This window comes from Halorubellus litoreus, from assembly GCF_037081675.1.
Lineage (GTDB): Archaea > Halobacteriota > Halobacteria > Halobacteriales > Natrialbaceae > Halorubellus > Halorubellus litoreus.
In genome coordinates this window covers 1,266,651-1,283,953 of sequence record NZ_JAZAQL010000002.1, presented here as the reverse complement: position 1 = coordinate 1,283,953, position 17,303 = coordinate 1,266,651, and the positions used below count along the sequence as shown (strand labels likewise).

Sequence of the window (17,303 nt, the reverse complement as noted above, 5' to 3'; positions counted from 1 at the left end):
ACTCGAAGGGGATTTGAGCGAGCGGCCCCAGACTCCGGTAATGAGCGAACCGAGTCCGGAGGTCTACGAGCGCGGTCGTGGGATGGACGCGCACAACGAGGTGATGCGCGGCATCCGCGCGCAGAAGGACGCGACGTACGACCCCCACGAGCCGACGCGCGTGTGGCTCGACGAGGACAACACGCCCGGTGGCGTCTACGACAGCCTCACCATCATCCTCAACACGGGCGGGTGTCGGTGGGCGCGAGCGGGCGGCTGCACGATGTGCGGGTACGTCGCCGAGTCCGTCGAAGGTGGGAGCGTCGCGCACGACGCGCTCATGGACCAGATCGACGTCTGTCTCGACCACGAGCGCGAGAACCTCGGCGAACCCGGCGAGGACGACGAGCAAGCGGGCCTCATCAAGATCTACACGTCCGGGAGCTTCCTCGACGAGCGCGAGGTCGGCGCCGAAACCCGGCAGGCCATCGCCGAGACGTTCGCGGACCGCGAGCGCATCGTCGTCGAGAGCCTCCCGGACTTCGTCGACGCCGAGAAGGTCGCGGACTTCACGCAGCACGGCCTGGACGTCGACGTCGCGGTCGGCCTGGAGACCGCGACCGACCGCGTCCGCCACGACTGCGTGAACAAGTACTTCGACTTCAGCGACTTCGAGGACGCCGCGATGGCCGCGAAGGAAGCGGGCGCCGGCGTGAAAGCCTATCTCCTCATGAAGCCGCCGTTCCTCACGGAACCCGAAGCCCTGGAAGACATGAAGGCGAGCGTCCGCAAGTGCGCGGGCGTCGAGGGCTGCCACACGGTGTCGATGAACCCGTGTAACGTCCAGCGGTACACGATGGTCGACGAACTCTACTTCCGCGGCGGCTACCGGCCGCCGTGGCTCTGGTCGGTCGCCGACGTCCTCGAATCGACCGCGGACGAGGACGTCATCGTCGTCAGCGACCCCGTCGGCCACGGGAGCGACCGCGGCCCGCACAACTGCGGCGAGTGCGACGACAACGTCCAGACGGCCATCAAGGACTTCGACCTCCGCCAGGACCCGTCGGTGTTCGAGCAGGTGTCCTGCGAGTGCGAGGCGACGTGGGAGACCGTGCTCGAACGCGAGACCGAGTACAACGCACCGCTGGTCGACTGAGCGCGGCCCGTCCCGCACCCGGCCCGTCTCGTTTTTCGTTCGCGTACCGAGCCGTCAGTCGTCGCCGAGCGCTTGCTCGCCGTTCGCGTAGGCGTCCGTGCGCTCGTCGACGGTGACGGCGCCGGTCTCGTCGACGGTGACGTGCATGCCGGCGTAGGGGAACGTGAGAACCGCGCTCGAGTCGTCCGCGATGGTGTCCAGGGCCTCCGGGTCCACGACCTCCGCGAGCGGTGGGAGGTCCAGTTCGTCGCGGTCGGTCCTGGCTGCGGCGGCTTCGATCACGCGCGTCGACGCGCTCCGGTCTGCACGACTCATGAGCGACCCGGGGGACGGACGCACCATAAGCGTTCGTCAGACAACTCTGAACGCCGTGCTCGTTCTCCGGATTCTCAGGGGGTCGCCCGGGGTATTCAGGGCGGTTCCGTCGATTATCGGCAACCAAAGTCGGCACGCTGGAGCAGGTACTTCCCGTCGGCGTCCGCACGCCGGCGCTGATGGCTCGCGCGCGACCACCGACGGCGACCCTCGTCTGCGGATTGCGCGAACGGCTCGCGACGACACGGCGGCGTCGCTGCGGAACGACCGCGTTTCTACGGAACTGGACGTCACAGAAGCACGTGCGACGCCGCGCGATGCGGCGCCGACCTCCTCACTACGACCCATTGCGACCAGAATGACTTAAAGAACCGTGCGGGTCGTTCTCGCGACTCGGGCCGTCCGGCGCGTCGACGAACCACGACGTCTCCGCTGGCTAGTCTGGGGTGACGCGCTGCTGTACGAGCGAGCGACGTAGAATCGCGTACGACGCCGCAGGGTGCGGCGTCAACCTCCTCACTACGACCCATTGCGACCAGAATGACTTAAAGAACCGTGCGGGAGCGTCCCAATCGACCGTCGACGACGCCCACGAATGGCGTGCCGTGTGCTATCGTTCGTCCCGGTATCGGTGGCGTCACCTACCGACACCGGTGTCCGCGTCTCGTTAAGTACGGCAGGCGGCTACGGACGCACCACGACCATGTCCCAACAGAAGGCCGACTACGTAGACGACGCCGACATCGACACCGACCTCGACGCCCAACCCGACGACGACACCATCGAGGAGGCCGTCGCGAACCTCGAAGCGAACGGGTTCGCGGTCGACGTCGTCGACACCGCCGACGACGCGCTCGACGCCATCGTCGACGAGATTCCCGCCGGTGCGTCCGTGATGAACGGGCACTCGACCACGCTCGAGGAGATCGGGTTCGTCGACTACCTCGGCGGCGACGACCACGACTGGGAGAGCCTCCCCGACCACGTCTGGAGCATCGACGACGACGCCGAACGCCAGGCCGCACGCCGCGACGCCCAGACCGCGGACTACTTCCTCGGCGGCATCAACGCCATCGCCTCCACGGGCGAACTCGTCGCCGCCGACATGTCCGGGAGCCGCATCGGCGCCTATCCGTTCGCGGCCGGGAACGTCGTCATCGTCTCCGGCGTGAACAAGATCGTCGACACGCTCGACGACGCCTTCGACCGCCTCGAAGAAGTCGCGTACCCGCTCGAGAACGAGCGCGCACAGGAGGCCTATGGCGTCGAATCCGCCATCGCGAAGCAACTCGTCTTCCGCAAGGAGATGGAGGAAGGCCGGACGACGGTCGTCCTCGTCCGCGACCAACTCGGGTACTGACCCCGAACGGTACCGACGCGTTCAGTCGTCGGCCTGGATGACGTCCGCCTCGGTCGCGATGGGAACCGAGAGCGTGACGACGGTCCCACGGGGCTCGTTCGCCTCGAACTCGATGGAGCCGCCGGACTGACTGACGACCCAGTCGACGAGCCAGAGGCCGAGGCCGCTCGCGTGCCGGAGTTGCGTTATCTCGCGCTCCTCGCCGATGAGTTCGCGCTCGGTGTCCGGGATGCCCGGGCCGTCGTCCGCGACCTGCAAGCGGAGCATGTCGTCGCGGTCGCCCGCGTACTCGGCGCGCACCGTCACCGTCGGCGTCGACGAGTCGTTGTGCTCGACGGCGTTCTCCATCACGTGATAGATCGCGGTCCGGAGCATGTCGTCCGCGCGAACCGCGACGTCCGCGGTCACGTCCACGTCGATGACCGCGTCCGGGTACTCCTCGCGGATGCGTGCCGCGCTCGTCTCCACGCTCTCGGTGACGCTCACCGGCCCCGTCGCCTGCGTATCCCGGTCGAGCGTCCGTTCGACCGCGCGCGTCTTCTCCGCGAGCCCGAGCAGGTCGTCCGCGCGCTCGATGACCTGGTCCGCGTACCCGGCCGCCGTCGAGTCCGTCACCGCGTCCTGGAGCATCTCCGCCGATCCCTTGATGATGTTCATGCCGTTCCGGAGGTCGTGCCGGAGGACGCGATTCAGTATCTCCACGCGCTTCTGGCGTTCCTTGCGTTGCGTGATGTCCGTGTACACGAAGAACGTCATCGGCTCGTCGGCGTCCGCGTCCACGGGGACCGCCGTCAACTGGAAGTCCCGCAGGCCGTCGGTCGTCCGCCGTTTGACCTCCTGCTCGACGACGTGTCCCTCGCGGCCGCGGCGGTCGATGTCCCGGGCTTCGTCGAGGCGGTCGACGGGCACCACGAAGTCGTTCAGGTTCCCGCCGACGATGTCCGCGCTCCCGTACCCGAACACGCCCTCGAACGCCGGGTTCACCGCCTCCACGATCGCGCCGTCGTCGGTGTGACGCGTCTGCACGACCGGGTCCGGGACGTTCTCGAACAGCGCCGCGAACCGGTCGCGTTCCCCGCGCAACCGTCCCTCGAACTCGATGCGTTCCAGCGCGTCCTCGACGTGCCGCATGAGGAGTTCCGCGAGCTCGAGGTCGTCCTCGTCGAACGCACCGACCTCGTCGCTGACCGCCTGGAACACGCCGTGTTCGCCGATCGGAACCGACACGAGCGACCGGTACGTGCGTTTCTCCGGCGTCGCCTCGTTGTCCGCGCGGACGTCCTCGAACAGGAACGACTCGCCCGTCCGATGGGTCTTCCCGGCGATACCGTCGCTGACGTGCGCGGTCTGCTTGTAGCCCTCCGGCTCGATCTCCGAGGACAACCCGACCGAGTACAGGTACTCGCCGCGGACCTCGTCGATACCGCAGACGTCGAAGTCGAGGATGCCTTCGGCCGCCTCCACCGTCAACCGCCAGACGTCGTCGCGTCGCTCGCAGTCGTCGAGCAGCGACGCGACCTCGTGCAGGTGCTCTATCTTCCGGCGTTTCTCGCCGAGTTCGGACTGGATGCGTTTGCGCTCGCGGACGTCCCGCACCACGCCCGCAACCCCGCCCGCGTCCACGCCACCGGGGAGGACGCCGACGTTCGCCTCGCACGGTATCTCCGTCCCGTCCACCGCCCGTATCCGAACCTCGAGCGTCCCCACGCCCGTCGTCTCGCCGTCGTCGTCCGTCATCCCGGACAGCTGCTCGGTCGCGTTCGCGTACGTGTCCTCGCCGACGAGCGTCGACGCGTGCATCCCGACGAGTTCGTCGCGGTCGTACCCCGTCATCTTCGTGAGGGTGTCGTTGACGGTCTCGACGAACCCGTCGCTGTCGAGCGCGAACACGCCCGCGCCGACCGTCTCGACGATCGTCTGCTGGAAGCGTAGTTCCGCCTCGCGACTCGTCCGGTCGAGCGCCGCGGTCGCCGCGGACGCGAGGATCGTCGACAACTGGATGGCCGTCTCGTCGAACCCGTGTTCGTCGCGCGCGCCGAGCGCGAGCGTCCCGTGGTCGCCGAGCGGATGCACGACCGCGCTCCGGATGGGGGTGTCGTCGGGGAGCGTCGTCGCCGACGGGATGTCGGACTGGACGACGCGACGGTCGCCGGTCTCGTACACCTCCCAGTTCAGGCTCTCGCCGGCGACGACCGGCGGCGGGTCGCCGAACTCGGCGGTCGCCGCGGTCGCGTGCAGTGCCTCGCCGTCCTCGTCCGCGAGGTACGCGGCCGAGTACGGCTGACCGAGGATCTCCTCGACGGCGGTGACCGCGGTCTCGGCGACGGTCTCGGCGTCGTCGGCGCGGACGAGGTCGCGCGTCACCGACCGCAGCTGGGCGATGGTTCGCTTGCGTTGCTCGCGGTCGGTGACGTCGTGAACGAGCGACACGGAACTGCGGACGTTGCCGTCGTCGTCGGTCGCGTTCGTCGAGTGCCACTCGCACGTGATGCGCGTGCCGTCCTTCCGGACGTTCTCGTTGACGTTCGTCAACCGGCCGGGCGTCGACAGCGCGGTGTCGCAGACCGATTCGACGTCGTCGCGGGCGTCGTCGGGGACGACGAGTTCGAGGAGGTGCTCGCCGACCGCTTCCGCTTTCGTGTACCCGAACAGCGCTTCAGCGCCGCTGTTCCAGCGGACGATGACGTCGTCCGTGTCGACCTCGACGAGCGCGAGCGGCGCCTCCTCGACGACGACCGCCGGGTCGGCGCGCACCGAGCCGGCCGGTACCGGATCGCTCGGTCTCGAACCGTCCGGCCTCGAGTCCACGGCGGCGTCGTCGCCGACGAGCCGTTCGACGCGCTCGGCGAGCACGGACACGTCGTCGTCCTTCGTGACGTAGGCGTCGGCGCCTGCGGCGACCACGTCACCGGCGACGCGTTCGTCGCCGTGCGCCGTGTAGACGACGACGGACGCCTCCGGGACGTGCTCGTGGACGTGCTCGCAGAACGCTATCGTCCCGCCGTCCGCGGGGTCGGCGTCCGGGAGCGCGTACTCGGTGACGACGACGTCGAACCGCGTGTCAGCGAGCGCTGCACGCGCCGCTGCTGCTGTCTCGACAGTCGTCACGTCCGCGGAAAGTGCCGACGTCACGGCCGGCACGTCTGGCGACCCGTCGACGTACAGGACGCGAGGCCCACCTCCCCGCTCGTCCGAATCCGATGCCACCACTACTCGTCTTGTGTACGGACGGCACGGGGTTTAAGCTTTGAGGCAGGTTCACAAGCGTGGTTTCGTCGGCACGCCGTCGCCGATTATTCGGCGTCGACGGCGCGCGCGAATCCCTCGAGGAGCGGGCGGCCGTCGGTGCCGCCGACGTCCGCGAGCGCCGCGCGCTCGGGGTGGGGCATCAGGACCGCGGTGGTGTCGCGCTCGCCGAGGACGCCGGCGACGTTGTGCTTCGAGCCGTTCGGGTTCGCGTCGACGGACGGCTCGCCGTCCTCGTCGCAGTACCGGAAGAGCACGCGGTCGTTCGTCTCCAGTTGCGTGAGTCGGTCGTCGTCGACCTCGTAGCGGCCTTCGCCGTGCGCGATGGGAAGCGAGATGACGTCACCGGCCTCGTAGCCGGCGGTCCACGGCGTGTCGGCGTTCTCGACGCGGAGGTGGACGTGCTCGCACTGGAAGCGCGCCGATTCGTTCGTCGTGAACGCGCCGTCGGTGAGGCCGGACTCGCACCCGACTTGCGCGCCGTTGCAGACGCCGAGGACGGGGACGCCGTCCGCGGCGGCGTCCCGGACGTCGTTCATGATGGGCGACCGGGCGGCCATCGCGCCGGCGCGCAGGTAGTCCCCATAGGAGAATCCGCCGGGGAGCATGACGCCCGTGACGTCCTCGGGGAGGCCGTCCTCGTGCCAGACGATCTCGGCGTCGACGCCGACGTCGTCGAGCGCGCGGAGTGCGTCGCGGTCGCAGTTCGACCCGCCGAAGCGGACGATGGCGACGGTCATGCCTCGCGTTCGGCGACCGCGACCTCGTAGTCGTGGATCGTCGGGTTCGCGAGCAGTCGTTCGGCCATCTCGCCCGCGCGTTCGCGGGCGGCGGCCTCGTCCTCGGCGTCGAGGTCGACCTCGAAGCGGTCGGCCGCGCGGAGGTCCTCGAGGTCGAAGCCGAGGCGTTCGAGCGCGCGCTGGGTCGTCTCGGCCTCCGGGTCGAGCACCCCGTGCTTCAGCCGGACGGTCACCGTGGCGGTGTACGCGGTCATCGACTGGAAGCGCGCGTTCGTGGTCAAAAACTCTTGTGCAATCCCTTCGTGATACACGATTGTGGATAACGCCGCGACCTTAGGGAGCGACGAAACAATCGAGCGGGGAGTGCAACGACCCGCGAGATAGACGGGGCGACCGACGGGAGCCCCGAGACGGAACGGGCTGACCGAAGGGAAGCCCGTGGAGTGCGTCGCGACCAGCGGGAGCGACGATACGGTCGAGCGGGGAGCGTAGCGACCCGCGAGCGGGTGTCGTCTGTCGTGAGGATGCGGCGGTCGACGGCGGAGTGTGCGACGGTACGATTATGCGGCTGCGAGTGTTGTTCGATAGCATATGACGAACAAGTCAGGGAAGTCGCTGGGGGGCGGCGCCGCACAGGCTTACCGCTGGGTGTTCGGTATCGGGCACGAGCGGAACGTCGGCGGCCTCGAGCGGACGATACGGTACCTCCTCGGGTTCGCGTGTCTCGCCGCCGCGGCCGGCGTGCTGCTCGCGCCCGTCCTCGAGAGCGGGCTCGGTAACGTGCCACTCGGGGCCGCCCTCGCCGTCTGTGGTCTCTATCTCGTCTACGAGGCGCAGGTCCAGTACTGCCCGCTGAACCACACCGTCGGTCGGAGCACGTATCGGCAACACGACTGAGGCGTCGCGTCCCGACCCCGGAACGTGTGGAGTCGACCCGTTGACGCCGACGAGAGCGTGGCCTTGACGGCCGCGACACCGGGGGCGCGCTTATGCTCGCAGCACTCGTATCGGTCGACATGAAGCGAGCCCTCAAGGTTCTCGGTGGCGCGCTCGGCGCGACGGCCGTTGCCGTCGCGGTCTGGGACGCGTGGGCGCGGTTCGGGCAGTCCGACGTGGAGACGGTCCCGTACACGGTCATCGAGCGCGACGGTGCGTTCGAACTCCGCGAGTACCCGGACGTCGTGGTGGCGCGGACGGTCGCGCCGAGCCAGCGCGAGGCGTTCCGCCGGTTGTTCGCGTACATCGACGGCGCGAACGAGCGCACGCAGGGCGTCGCGATGACCGCGCCGGTGGCGACGACGCCCGGCGTCGACGTCGCGATGACCGCACCCGTCACCACCGAGCCCGTCGAAGCGGGCGTCGAGATGGCGTTCTTCCTGCCGTCCACGTACACGCTCGACGGCGCGCCCGAGCCGACCGACGACCGCGTCGAACTCGACGTCGTCGAACACCGGCGCGTCGCCGCCTACCGGTTCTCGTGGTTCGCGACCGAGGCCAGCGTCGAGCGCGGCCGCCGCCGCCTCGACCACGCGCTCGCCGACCGCGGCCTCGCCGCCGCCGGCGACCACGAACTCCACCGGTACGACGACCCGCGAACGCCGCCCTGGCAGCGCCGGAACGAACTCGTCGTCGAACTCGCCTGAACGGCCGTCGACGCGACCGATACCGGGCGGCGTCTCGCATCGTCTCGACCACCGATACCGGACGGCGTCTCGACCACCGATACCGTCGTCGGGAACCCGTCACGAAGCGAGATTTATGCTCTCAGCGAGCGTCCAGTTCGGTATGCTAGAGCTGCTCGTCTCCGCGCTCGTCGTCCTCGTCGTCGTCGCCGTCGTCGCGCTCGGCGCGGTCGCCGTCGGCCTCGTCTCCGTCCGCGAGTTCTACCGCGGGCGCACGGAGCGCACCGACGTCGCCACCATCGACGACACCGACCCAGCGGACCCGACCGTCCGCTGAACGCCCTTGCAAGCCCCCGGCGACGACCGCGAACCCTAGGCACTCGCGAACGCACCGCTGCCCGCACGTGACGCGTTACCGTCCACGCGCCCCGTCCACGGTTGCGTGGAAGGGAACCCTTTTGCTCGCGCGTGGCCTCAGCGTCGACTGATGTCTCAGTCGACCAGCAGTCGGAGGTGGCACCGATGACCAGTGACTTCGCCGAGATCACGGTCGTCGGAGGAGACAAGACCGGACTCATCGCGAGAGTGACCTCCCTGCTGTTCGAGCGCGGAATCAACATCGAGGACCTCGACCAGGCGGTCCGCGAGGACGTCTTCCGGATGACGCTGCACGCGGACACCGACGAGATGGTGTGCACGCAGGCGAAACTCCGCGAGGACCTCCACGACCTCGGCGACGAACTCGACGTCGACATCCAGGTTCGGTTCCCCGAGGACCGCGAGACCCAGCAGATCGCGGTGCTCGTCACGCAGGAATCCCATTGCCTCGAACGATTGTTCCAGGCGTGGGCGAGCGGCGACCTCGGCGCGGACATCTCTGTCGTCATCGGGAACCACGACGACCTGGAGCCGCTCGCGGAGAAGTACGAGGTCCCGTTCCACGACGTCGGCGACGAGAAGGGGACGCCCGACGAGGGCGAACTCCTCGACCTGCTCGCGGAGTACGACGCGGACCTCATCGTGCTCGCGCGCTACATGCGCATCCTCAGTCCGGACGTCGTGTTCCGGTACGAGGACCGCATCATCAACATCCACCCGAGCCTCCTCCCGGCGTTCCCGGGCGCGAAAGCGTACCGGCAGGCCCTGGAGGAGGGCGTCCGCATCGCGGGCGTCACCGCGCACTACGTGACGACGGACCTCGACCAGGGCCCCATCATCACGCAGCGCGCGTTCGACGTCCCCGACGACGCCGAGATCACGGACCTCAAGGAACGCGGCCAGCCGCTCGAAGCCGAAGCACTGCTCGAAGCCGTGCGCCTCCACCTGAACGACGAGGTGAGCGTCCACCGCGGCCGGACGCGCCTCCGCGAGAACCGCGAGGAATCCTACCAGCTCGGGCTCCCCGAGGAAGCCGACCGCGCGAACCCCGACCGGCCCGTCGACGGGCTCGGCGACGTCGTCAGCGACGACGACTGACCCGCGGACGCGGTCGCGTCGGGACGCCAGTTATCCTTGCTCCCAGTTCTCGAGACAGTCGTCGTCGCAGAAGTGTACGTGTTCGCTGTCGCCGTCGACGATTCGCGAGCGGACGCGGTGACTGTCGCCCGTCACTGGCGCACCGCAGTCGGCGCACGCGGGGGCGTCGTCGGCGTCCACGTCGCCGACGTCTGACGTAGGGTCGACCATGCTACCCGAACGCAAGCCCCGGAGTGGCTTGAACGCCCCGAGGGTGGCAATTATTCGGCGGCGTCGTCTGGTGCCTCGTCGCCGTCCGCGTCTTCGTCGTCGGCGTCCGTGTCGTCGGTGGCGGCGACGAGGCCGTCGGTCGTCTCGAAGGCCTTCGCGTCGCCGTCGCGGACGCTGATACCCTTGGAGGCGAGGTGCCTGGTCTGGTTCTGCGCGAAGTCCTCCTCCGTGGTCCCTCGCGTCGCGAGGACGACGACGTGCGCCGAGCCCTCCGGACGCATGGTGCGGCCGGCGCGCTGGGTGCCCTGACGTCTGGAGCCGCCGAGTCCGGAGGCGACGACCGCGACCTCGGCGTCCGGGAGGTCGATGCCCTCGTCGGCGACCCGGGAGACGACGAGGACGCGGCGGTCGCCGTTCCGGAACTCCCGGAAGAGGCGGTCGCGTTCGCTGTGAGCCATCTCCCCTGAGATGAACGGCGCGTCGAGCGCCTCCGCGAGTTCCTGGCCGTGGTCGAGGTACTCGACGAACACGAGCGCCTTCTTGTCCGGATGCTCGCGTTCGAGGACGTGCTCGGTCTCCGCGATCTTCGCGGGGTTCGCGGCCGCCGCCTGGCGCTTGTCGTGCCCGTCGCGCTTCGCGTGCCGTTCCTGTGCCTCGTCCGACCCCCACGGCACGTACCGGACCTCGACCTCGGGGTCCTGCACGAACCCGGCGTCGAACAGCGCGTCCCAGTCGGTCCCGATTGGTGGGCCGACGAGCGTGAATATCTCCTCCTCGCGGTCGTCACCGCGAACGGGGGACGCCGTCAACCCGAGCCGGTGCTTGCTCTGGAGGTCCACGCTCCGCCGGTGGATGGGCGCGGGCACGTGATGCACCTCGTCGTAGACGACGAGCCCCCACTCGCGGTCGTCGAACAGCTGGCGATGGCGGTCCATGCCCGCGGTCTGATAGGTCGCGATGGTCACGGGTCGAATCTGCTTCTTCCCGCCGTGGTACTCGCCTACTTGCGAGTCAACCAGGTTCGTGTGCGTCAGCAGTTCCTCGCGCCACTGCGTCGCCAGCTCGCGACTCGGGACGAGGACCAGGGTTTCGCCGCCGACCGCTTCGATGCAGCCCATCGCGGCGACGGTCTTCCCGCTCCCCGGCGGCCCAACCAGCACGCCCGCGCCCTTCTCGTCGAAGCGGTCCACCCACTCCTGCTGGTAGTCACGCAGCCGCAGATGGAGCTGGACGTCGAGGGCTTCTCCGGTCTCCAGGTCGCGGCCGTCCTCGACGGGATACCCGGCCTCGTAGAGCACGCGCTTGACCTCCGCGACGCGGTCCTCGGCCACCCACGCCTCCGTATCGGAGATGACGGCGCGGAGCGCGCCCTCCGGCAATCGCTGCTCGGCGACGTTCCCCAGGAGGCTCTCGTTCGCCGCGACGAGGACGACGTAGCCGTCCTCGTGCGTCCGGAGCTCGAACCGGTGCGCGCGCTTGTACTGCTCGACCACCCACTCCTCGAACGTCGACGGCCACACCGGCAGCACCGACTGCATCGTCGCCACCAGCTCCTCGTGCGTGTCGTACGGCGCCTGCCAGACGTCCTCCCGACGCACCTCGTAGAGGTACCCGCCGGTGCGCGTGGTGTCCTTGAGGCGCGCGAACTGCGCGAGCTGCGCCCTGGTGAACTGCTCGGGCTGGTCGACGACGATCTCGCGGCGCTCCGGGAAGAACACGACGCGCTCGCGTTCGACCATCCGCGCCCAGTCGCTCGCGTAGAACACCGTCGGGTCCTCCGCGACGCTCGCGCGCTCGACGTCCCCGCGCTCCTCCAGCGCGTCCAGCGCCTGCATCGCGCGCTCCTGGCTGACGTCGAGACGGCGCGCGAGCGCCGTCGCCGTGATGACGGGCCGCCCGTGGTCCTCCAGCGCGTCGTAGAACCGGTCGACGGACAGCTCCTCTGTCTCCGTATCGCTCTCGGTCACTACCCGCCGGTAGCGGCCGCGCAGGCAAAGGGATACCGTCCCACCGCCGACCCGACGCCCCCGCTCTCGCTCGACCACCGGCGGCCCTCTCACGACCCGCCGCTATCGGTCGTTCCCACGCGCTGAGAACGGTTTCGGCGTCCTGAGAACCACTCTCTCTTTATATTGGGTTGGTAGTCGAATCCTGAAGTGTAGAGGTGCAAGCCAATGTCCGCACAAACCCGCAAACTGGACGCAGAACTGTTCGGCCGAGAGACCAACTTCGAGTATAGCGAGCACTGGATCGGCTACGCGCTCGTCGGCCTTCGGGTCGTCATGGGTTGGGTCCTCCTCCAGGGTGGGCTCACCAAGCTCGTCACGTACCTGGACGGGAACCCCGAGAACAACTGGACGGCCGCGGGGTACCTCGCGAACGCCATCCCCGAAGGCAACCCGTTCATGGGGCTGTTCGCGGACATGGCTGGGAGCGGGTTCGTCGACATCCTCGTGATGTGGGGCCTCACCCTCACGGGCATCGGCATCATCCTCGGCGCGTTCGTCCGCTGGAACGCGTTCTGGGCGGCCGTGATGATGATGATGTTCTGGGCGGCGAGCCTCACCGGCGGCCTCATGCAGGGCCTCCCGCTCGCACACGGCTGGGTCGTCGACGACCACGTCGTGTACGCGATGCTCCTGTTCGGCCTCGGCGCCATCGGCGCCGGCCGCATCCTCGGCGTCGACGGGTTCCTCGAGGAACTCGACTTCGTCAAGGAGAACCGCTGGGTCCGCCTCCTCATGGGCTGACCACGACCTGAGCCCTCCAGTTGCGCGCGGGTTGCGCGCACGAGCCGATCCTTCTTCTGAAACTACGCCACTGAGACGCAGCGCCGTCGTCCGTCCCTGCGATGGACCGTTGTCGTCCGTGCGCTACGTCGCTGTCCTACTTGTTGTCGAGCCGGCGGACCTTCCCGACCGCCGACGAGAGCGGCGGTGCGTCGAACAGCTCCAGGCCGGTGTAGGCGTTCGTGCCGGCGGCGTACATGTCGCGCGCGATGGAGAGGACCTCGTCGTCGAGCGGTTCGGGGTCGACCTCGCACAGCGCCTTCCAGTCGGCTTCGTCGCGTTCCTTCGCCGCCGTCTTCGCGTCCGCGACGGCGCGCACCCAGTCGGGCTGCGTGCGCTTGTGGTACTGGCGGATGACTTCCTTCGAGAGCTGGGTGCCCTCGTAACTGAAGCGGTTCTCGTCGAACGTCCCGACGACGTCCGCGACGCGGATCTCGCCGTCGTAGTAGAGGCACTCTATCTTCCCGTCCTCGTGCGTGAGGCCCTGCGACGCCGCTTGCTCGGTGACGACGCCGTTCACGTCGCGCGCGACGCGCTCGAGGGCGTCGATGTCGGCGACGCCCGCGATGCGGTCGGCTTCCTCGCGGGAGAGGTAGCGGTCCGAGCGCTCGTACTTCGTGGAGAACTCGACGATAGGTTCCGCGAGGTCGACCGCGTCGTCCGGCCACGCGTCGTAGTCGAGTCCGTGGTCTTCCGGGGTGGTCCGCGAGCGGAGGCTGGAGCCCACGGGGACCTCGTTCCGGAACACGATCTCGAGCGGGACGAGGTAGTTCTCGCCGGCGTCGGCGTGGTACGCGTCGTAGTCGTAGTCGCGGCCGTCGACGGGGAGGTCCGGGACCTGCGTGAGGTCGATGGCCATCTCCCACGGCGGCGTGGACGCGTCCCGGAGCGGGACGACGTCGCCGTCGTCGACGACGCCACGGTAGTGCGTGGGAATCCCTGCATCTTCCAGTAGCTCGAAGTTGAACGCGCCCATCGAGCACAGCGACGCGCCCTTGTCGGGGATGCGGTCGGGCATCTTCCCCCAGTCGAACACCGAGTAGTCGTCCGTGAACACGAACGCGCCACGCCCCAGTTCGTCCGCGGTCGCGGGCTCCTCGACGCGGAAGTCCTTCACCGAGGTCATGCCGACTCACGCTCTCCGGTTGCGGCGACGGTCATGCCGACTCACGCTCTCTGGTTGCGGCGGCGGTCATGTCTCGAACGCGGATTCGCGGGGTAATCAACTTTCATGACTGCGGTGGCTGGCCTGCCGGTTCCGACTCCTCGGCGTCACCGTCGTCGAAGGATTAATTTCGTATGTATTCGTGTGTCGGTCCAAGGATGAACGTGATTCCAGGGAACGACGTCCGTGGGTGGTCGTCGTGGTAGTGGAGCAGGTCGTCGGGGCGAGCCTCTACCTCGTGCTGCCGCTCGTGCTGTTCGGGTACTGGGTGACGATGTACGACGCACGGGTCGGTGGGGCGCTCGCCGGGTACGCGCTCGGCGTCGGCGTCGGGCTGCCGGTGAGCGACGTGGCGGCGCTCGGCGCGGGCGTCGCACTCGCCGCGGTGTTCGCGGGGGTCGCGCACTACGAGGACCGCTTCGGGTGGGCGGTCGTCGGCGGCGCGACCGGCCTCCTGCTCGGCGGGTTCGCGCTCGGCGGCGTCACGACCGTCACGGGAGCGGGCGCCGGGCTCGCGCTCGCGGTCGTCCTCGGTGCGCTCGCCTGGAAGTTCCCGCGCGGCACGCTCCCGCTCGCGACGGGCGTCCTCGGCGCGCTCCTCGCCGCGACCGCGATCACCGCGGGCGGCGATTCGAGCGGTGGCGACCTGACGAACGTCGCGGTGACCGCGGTCGTCCTCGGCGGGTTCGTCGCGCTCATGATACAGCCGTGGACCGCCGAACTCGGCGACAGCGTTCCGCCGCTGCTCCCGCTCCGGGTGCGGAACTGGTTCGACCTCGTCCCCGAGGGCGGCGTCGAGGACGCGGTCTGCCCGAACTGCGGGCAGCGCGTCGACCCGGCCGCGCCGTACTGCGGGAACTGCGACGCGTCCCTCGCCGGCATCGTCGGCCCCGCCGACGGCGCCACCGGGGACGCGACCGAGACGACCGTCACCGACGTCCCCGACGACGCCGTCGCGGTCGACGTCCCGTGTCCGGAGTGCGGCGACCGCCCCATCGAGGAGGCCGCGACCGGCGTCGGCCTCGTCGGGATGCTGCTCGCGTACCGGTGGAGTTCGCGGACCGTCGTGGGCTGCCATCAGTGCAATCGCTCGCGGCTCTGGGGGCTCGCCGGGAAGAACCTCCTCCTCGGGTGGTGGAGCATCGCGTCGCTGTTCGCGAACCCCTTCACCATCCTCTGGAACCTCGGCCGCGGCGCGGTGAACCGCGGGCCGTCGACGAAGCTCGCGCGGACGCTCGCGGAGTCCGGCGTCGACTTCCAGTACCTCGCGGACGCGAGCGAGTTCGACGCGAGCGACTACGGCGAGCACGAACTCCTCAAGCGCGGACTCCTTCGACTCGGCGTCGCGGTGATGCTCGCGGACGGCAACGCGGACCCGACCGAGGCCGCCGCCATCCGCGACCACGCCCTCGAGCTGTTCCCGGACGCCGACCGGAACGAGCTCCAGGAGCGCGTGACGGAGTACGCGAACGGGACGACGAACGCCGCGAAGGTCGCCGACGGCCTCGAGGAGACGCTCACGCGCGACGGCCGCCAGCTCGCGCTCCGGTTCGCGGCACAGGTCGCAGTCGCCGACGGCGACGTCGACGACGCGGAAGCACAACTCCTGGCGACGATAGCGGACGAACTCGAGCTCGACGACGGCGCCGTCCAGGACGCGATCGGGTCCGGCGTCTCGACGGAGGCCGCGCCCGACCCAGCTGCCGCGATGTAGGCGCGCGCACTGTCCACGACGCACGTCGCCGCCGCGAGAGGGCCGGTTCCACCACGCTTTTGCCGTCTACTCGCCTCGTTCGAGTCGATGACCAGCGCGCTCGACCCCGAGGCCGTTCCCGACGACGGCGACTTCGAGTTCGACGTCGTCCCCGAGACAGACCAGGGCTTCGAGAACGCGCTGGCGAAAGCGCGCGCCGGCGACCGACTCGACGTCGCGGACGGCATCGAACTCATCACGACCGGGACCGACGTCGACGGCATCGACCACGAGCGCAAGGAGCGCGTCCTGCAGGCCGCGGACGAACGCCGCCGGGACGTCGTCGGCGAGGACGTGACGTTCGTCGCGAACCTGAACAACAACGTCACGACCGCGTGCAACACCGGGTGTCTGTTCTGTAACTTCAAGGACACCGCGCACACGTTCGAGGCGGAGTACGACGGCGAGACGGATGGATTCACGAAGACCCCGACGGAGTCCCGGCAGGTGGTCGCCGATGCGCTCGACATGGGTATCTACGAGGTGACGTCGGTATCGGGCCTGCATCCGGCGTTCGCGCTCGACGACGAGCACCACGAGATGCTCCGCGAGAGCGACTGGCGGGAGACGAACTACAAGCCCCCGGAGCGATACGCCAAGCATCCGGGGACGTACGTCGAGCAGATGGACGCGATGAGCGTCGGCGACGTCCACCTGCACTCGATGACGCCCGAAGAGGGCTATCACGCCAAGCGCGGGACGGACTGGACGTACGAGGACGTCTACGGTCGACTCGCGGACGCCGGCCTGGATTCGGTGCCGGGGACCGCAGCGGAGATCCTCGTGGACGAGGTCCGGGACGTCATCTGTCCCGGGAAGATAGATACCGGCGAGTGGCTCGCGGCGATGGAGGCCGCTGGGAACGTCGGTCTCGACCTCACCGCGACCATCATGTACGGGCACGTCGAAACGGCCGCGCATCGCGTCGTCCACCTCGACGAGGTCCGCGCGCTCCAGGAGCGCGTCGACGGCGCCATCACCGAGTTCGTCCCGCTCTCCTTCGTCCACCAGCAGACGCCACTGTTCGAGCACGGCGTCGTCGACGGCGGCGCGTCGCCCGCCGAAGATGCACTCATGATCGCGGTCTCCCGGCTCTACCTCGACAACGTCGAGCACGTCCAGTCGAGCTGGGTGAAGTACGGCGACGAACGCGGCCTCAAGTACCTGAACTGCGGCGCGGACGACTTCATGGGCACCATCCTCTCAGAGGAGATAACGAAGCGCGCGGGCGGCGAGTACGGCGAGTTCCGGAGCTTCGACGACTACGTCGAGATGATCCGCTCCATCGGCCGACGACCCGTCGAGCGCTCCACGGACTACCGCCAGCGCCGCGCCATCGAGGGCGACGGCCCGCACGGCCCGCGGCTCGGGCCGCGCGCGGACGGCACGCCATTGCTCTCGCGCCGCGACGTCGACGGCGTCGCTGCGGACGACTGAACCGGTCGCGAGCGCGGTGACTCGAACCCGGGAGCCGCACGATTTTTCCTCGCGC

The 17,303-nt window shown here is 69.1% G+C and carries 16 protein-coding genes; 9 read left to right on the top strand and 7 right to left on the bottom strand.

Features of this window, described 5'->3' with window-relative positions; translation table 11 throughout:
* Positions 1-40: 40 nt before the first annotated feature.
* Positions 41-1,135, top strand: coding sequence for an archaeosine biosynthesis radical SAM protein RaSEA (locus tag VYJ16_RS13900; protein WP_336350905.1), 1,095 nt, complete (start codon positions 41-43; stop codon positions 1,133-1,135).
* 54 nt (positions 1,136-1,189) lie between these two features.
* On the opposite strand, the gene VYJ16_RS13895 is transcribed toward VYJ16_RS13900, so the two are convergent.
* A complete protein-coding gene (locus VYJ16_RS13895; RefSeq protein WP_336350904.1) occupies positions 1,190-1,450 on the bottom strand; it encodes a HalOD1 output domain-containing protein in 261 nt (86 codons plus the stop codon).
* A 703-nt stretch (positions 1,451-2,153) separates the two neighbouring features.
* Here VYJ16_RS13895 and VYJ16_RS13890 point away from each other — a divergent pair.
* A complete protein-coding gene (locus VYJ16_RS13890) occupies positions 2,154-2,810 on the top strand; it encodes a lactate utilization protein (protein ID WP_336350903.1) in 657 nt (218 codons plus the stop codon).
* Between the two features lie 21 nt (positions 2,811-2,831).
* Here the strand turns inward: VYJ16_RS13890 and VYJ16_RS13885 are convergent, their stop codons facing one another.
* The 3 genes from VYJ16_RS13885 to purS form a co-directional block, all read right to left on the bottom strand.
* On the bottom strand, positions 2,832-6,017 hold the full coding sequence (locus VYJ16_RS13885) for a PAS domain S-box protein (protein ID WP_336350902.1): 3,186 nt from the start codon (positions 6,015-6,017) through the stop codon (positions 2,832-2,834).
* 86 nt (positions 6,018-6,103) lie between these two features.
* Positions 6,104-6,796 carry a phosphoribosylformylglycinamidine synthase I gene (purQ, locus tag VYJ16_RS13880; RefSeq protein ID WP_336350901.1) on the bottom strand — a complete coding sequence of 231 codons (693 nt, stop codon included), beginning with the start codon at positions 6,794-6,796 and terminating at the stop codon, positions 6,104-6,106.
* The gene (gene purS / locus VYJ16_RS13875; protein ID WP_336350900.1) at positions 6,793-7,050 is read right to left on the bottom strand and encodes a phosphoribosylformylglycinamidine synthase subunit PurS; all 258 of its coding nucleotides are present in this window, start codon (positions 7,048-7,050) and stop codon (positions 6,793-6,795) included. The genes purQ and purS overlap by 4 nt, the downstream gene beginning before the upstream one ends.
* Positions 7,051-7,387: 337 nt before the next feature.
* Here purS and VYJ16_RS13870 point away from each other — a divergent pair, with 337 nt between their 5' ends.
* From VYJ16_RS13870 to VYJ16_RS13855, 4 genes are all read left to right on the top strand, one after another.
* The gene (locus tag VYJ16_RS13870) at positions 7,388-7,693 is read left to right on the top strand and encodes a YgaP-like transmembrane domain (RefSeq protein ID WP_336350899.1); all 306 of its coding nucleotides are present in this window, start codon (positions 7,388-7,390) and stop codon (positions 7,691-7,693) included.
* Positions 7,694-7,812: 119 nt separating this feature from the next.
* Positions 7,813-8,439, top strand: a complete 627-nt coding sequence (locus VYJ16_RS13865) for an SOUL family heme-binding protein (protein ID WP_336350898.1) — start codon at positions 7,813-7,815, stop codon at positions 8,437-8,439.
* Positions 8,440-8,581: 142 nt separating this feature from the next.
* Entirely contained in the window at positions 8,582-8,755 is a 174-nt protein-coding gene (locus VYJ16_RS13860; protein ID WP_336350897.1) for a hypothetical protein, read from the top strand.
* 185 nt (positions 8,756-8,940) lie between these two features.
* Positions 8,941-9,894 (top strand): formyltetrahydrofolate deformylase, encoded by a 954-nt coding sequence (locus VYJ16_RS13855; protein ID WP_379762433.1) that lies wholly within the window; start codon positions 8,941-8,943, stop codon positions 9,892-9,894.
* A 30-nt stretch (positions 9,895-9,924) separates the two neighbouring features.
* Here VYJ16_RS13855 and VYJ16_RS13850 read toward each other — a convergent pair whose 3' ends face one another.
* Positions 9,925-10,104: a DUF7576 family protein gene (locus VYJ16_RS13850; protein WP_336350896.1), complete on the bottom strand. Its 180-nt coding sequence runs from the start codon at positions 10,102-10,104 to the stop codon at positions 9,925-9,927.
* 50 nt (positions 10,105-10,154) lie between these two features.
* Complete coding sequence (locus VYJ16_RS13845; protein WP_336350895.1) at positions 10,155-12,071, bottom strand: DEAD/DEAH box helicase family protein; 1,917 nt, start codon at positions 12,069-12,071, stop codon at positions 10,155-10,157.
* Between the two features lie 207 nt (positions 12,072-12,278).
* Between VYJ16_RS13845 and VYJ16_RS13840 the strand changes: the two genes are divergently transcribed.
* Positions 12,279-12,854: a DoxX family protein gene (locus VYJ16_RS13840; protein WP_336350894.1), complete on the top strand. Its 576-nt coding sequence runs from the start codon at positions 12,279-12,281 to the stop codon at positions 12,852-12,854.
* A gap of 136 nt (positions 12,855-12,990) precedes the next feature.
* On the opposite strand, the gene VYJ16_RS13835 is transcribed toward VYJ16_RS13840, so the two are convergent.
* Positions 12,991-14,019, bottom strand: a complete 1,029-nt coding sequence (locus VYJ16_RS13835) for a phosphoribosylaminoimidazolesuccinocarboxamide synthase (protein WP_336350893.1) — start codon at positions 14,017-14,019, stop codon at positions 12,991-12,993.
* 238 nt (positions 14,020-14,257) lie between these two features.
* Between VYJ16_RS13835 and VYJ16_RS13830 the strand changes: the two genes are divergently transcribed.
* Positions 14,258-15,772 carry a TerB family tellurite resistance protein gene (locus VYJ16_RS13830; RefSeq protein ID WP_336350892.1) on the top strand — a complete coding sequence of 505 codons (1,515 nt, stop codon included), beginning with the start codon at positions 14,258-14,260 and terminating at the stop codon, positions 15,770-15,772.
* Between the two features lie 87 nt (positions 15,773-15,859).
* On the top strand, positions 15,860-17,248 hold the full coding sequence (cofH, locus tag VYJ16_RS13825; RefSeq protein WP_336350891.1) for a 7,8-didemethyl-8-hydroxy-5-deazariboflavin synthase subunit CofH: 1,389 nt from the start codon (positions 15,860-15,862) through the stop codon (positions 17,246-17,248).
* Positions 17,249-17,303 lie beyond the last annotated feature (55 nt).

Bases quoted from the DNA above. Each gene is read 5' to 3' on its own strand.
- purQ (WP_336350901.1), bottom strand. From the start codon at position 6,796: ATGACCGTCGCCATCGTCCGCTTCGGCGGGTCGAACTGCGACCGCGAC.
- VYJ16_RS13870 (WP_336350899.1), top strand. From the start codon at position 7,388: ATGACGAACAAGTCAGGGAAGTCGCTGGGGGGCGGCGCCGCACAGGCT.
- VYJ16_RS13860 (WP_336350897.1), top strand. From the start codon at position 8,582: ATGCTAGAGCTGCTCGTCTCCGCGCTCGTCGTCCTCGTCGTCGTCGCC.
- VYJ16_RS13895 (WP_336350904.1), bottom strand. From the start codon at position 1,450: ATGAGTCGTGCAGACCGGAGCGCGTCGACGCGCGTGATCGAAGCCGCC.
- VYJ16_RS13840 (WP_336350894.1), top strand. From the start codon at position 12,279: ATGTCCGCACAAACCCGCAAACTGGACGCAGAACTGTTCGGCCGAGAG.
- VYJ16_RS13835 (WP_336350893.1), bottom strand. From the start codon at position 14,019: ATGACCTCGGTGAAGGACTTCCGCGTCGAGGAGCCCGCGACCGCGGAC.
- VYJ16_RS13850 (WP_336350896.1), bottom strand. From the start codon at position 10,104: ATGGTCGACCCTACGTCAGACGTCGGCGACGTGGACGCCGACGACGCC.
- purS (WP_336350900.1), bottom strand. From the start codon at position 7,050: ATGACCGCGTACACCGCCACGGTGACCGTCCGGCTGAAGCACGGGGTG.
- VYJ16_RS13855 (WP_379762433.1), top strand. From the start codon at position 8,941: ATGACCAGTGACTTCGCCGAGATCACGGTCGTCGGAGGAGACAAGACC.
- VYJ16_RS13890 (WP_336350903.1), top strand. From the start codon at position 2,154: ATGTCCCAACAGAAGGCCGACTACGTAGACGACGCCGACATCGACACC.
- VYJ16_RS13865 (WP_336350898.1), top strand. From the start codon at position 7,813: ATGAAGCGAGCCCTCAAGGTTCTCGGTGGCGCGCTCGGCGCGACGGCC.
- VYJ16_RS13900 (WP_336350905.1), top strand. From the start codon at position 41: ATGAGCGAACCGAGTCCGGAGGTCTACGAGCGCGGTCGTGGGATGGAC.
- cofH (WP_336350891.1), top strand. From the start codon at position 15,860: ATGACCAGCGCGCTCGACCCCGAGGCCGTTCCCGACGACGGCGACTTC.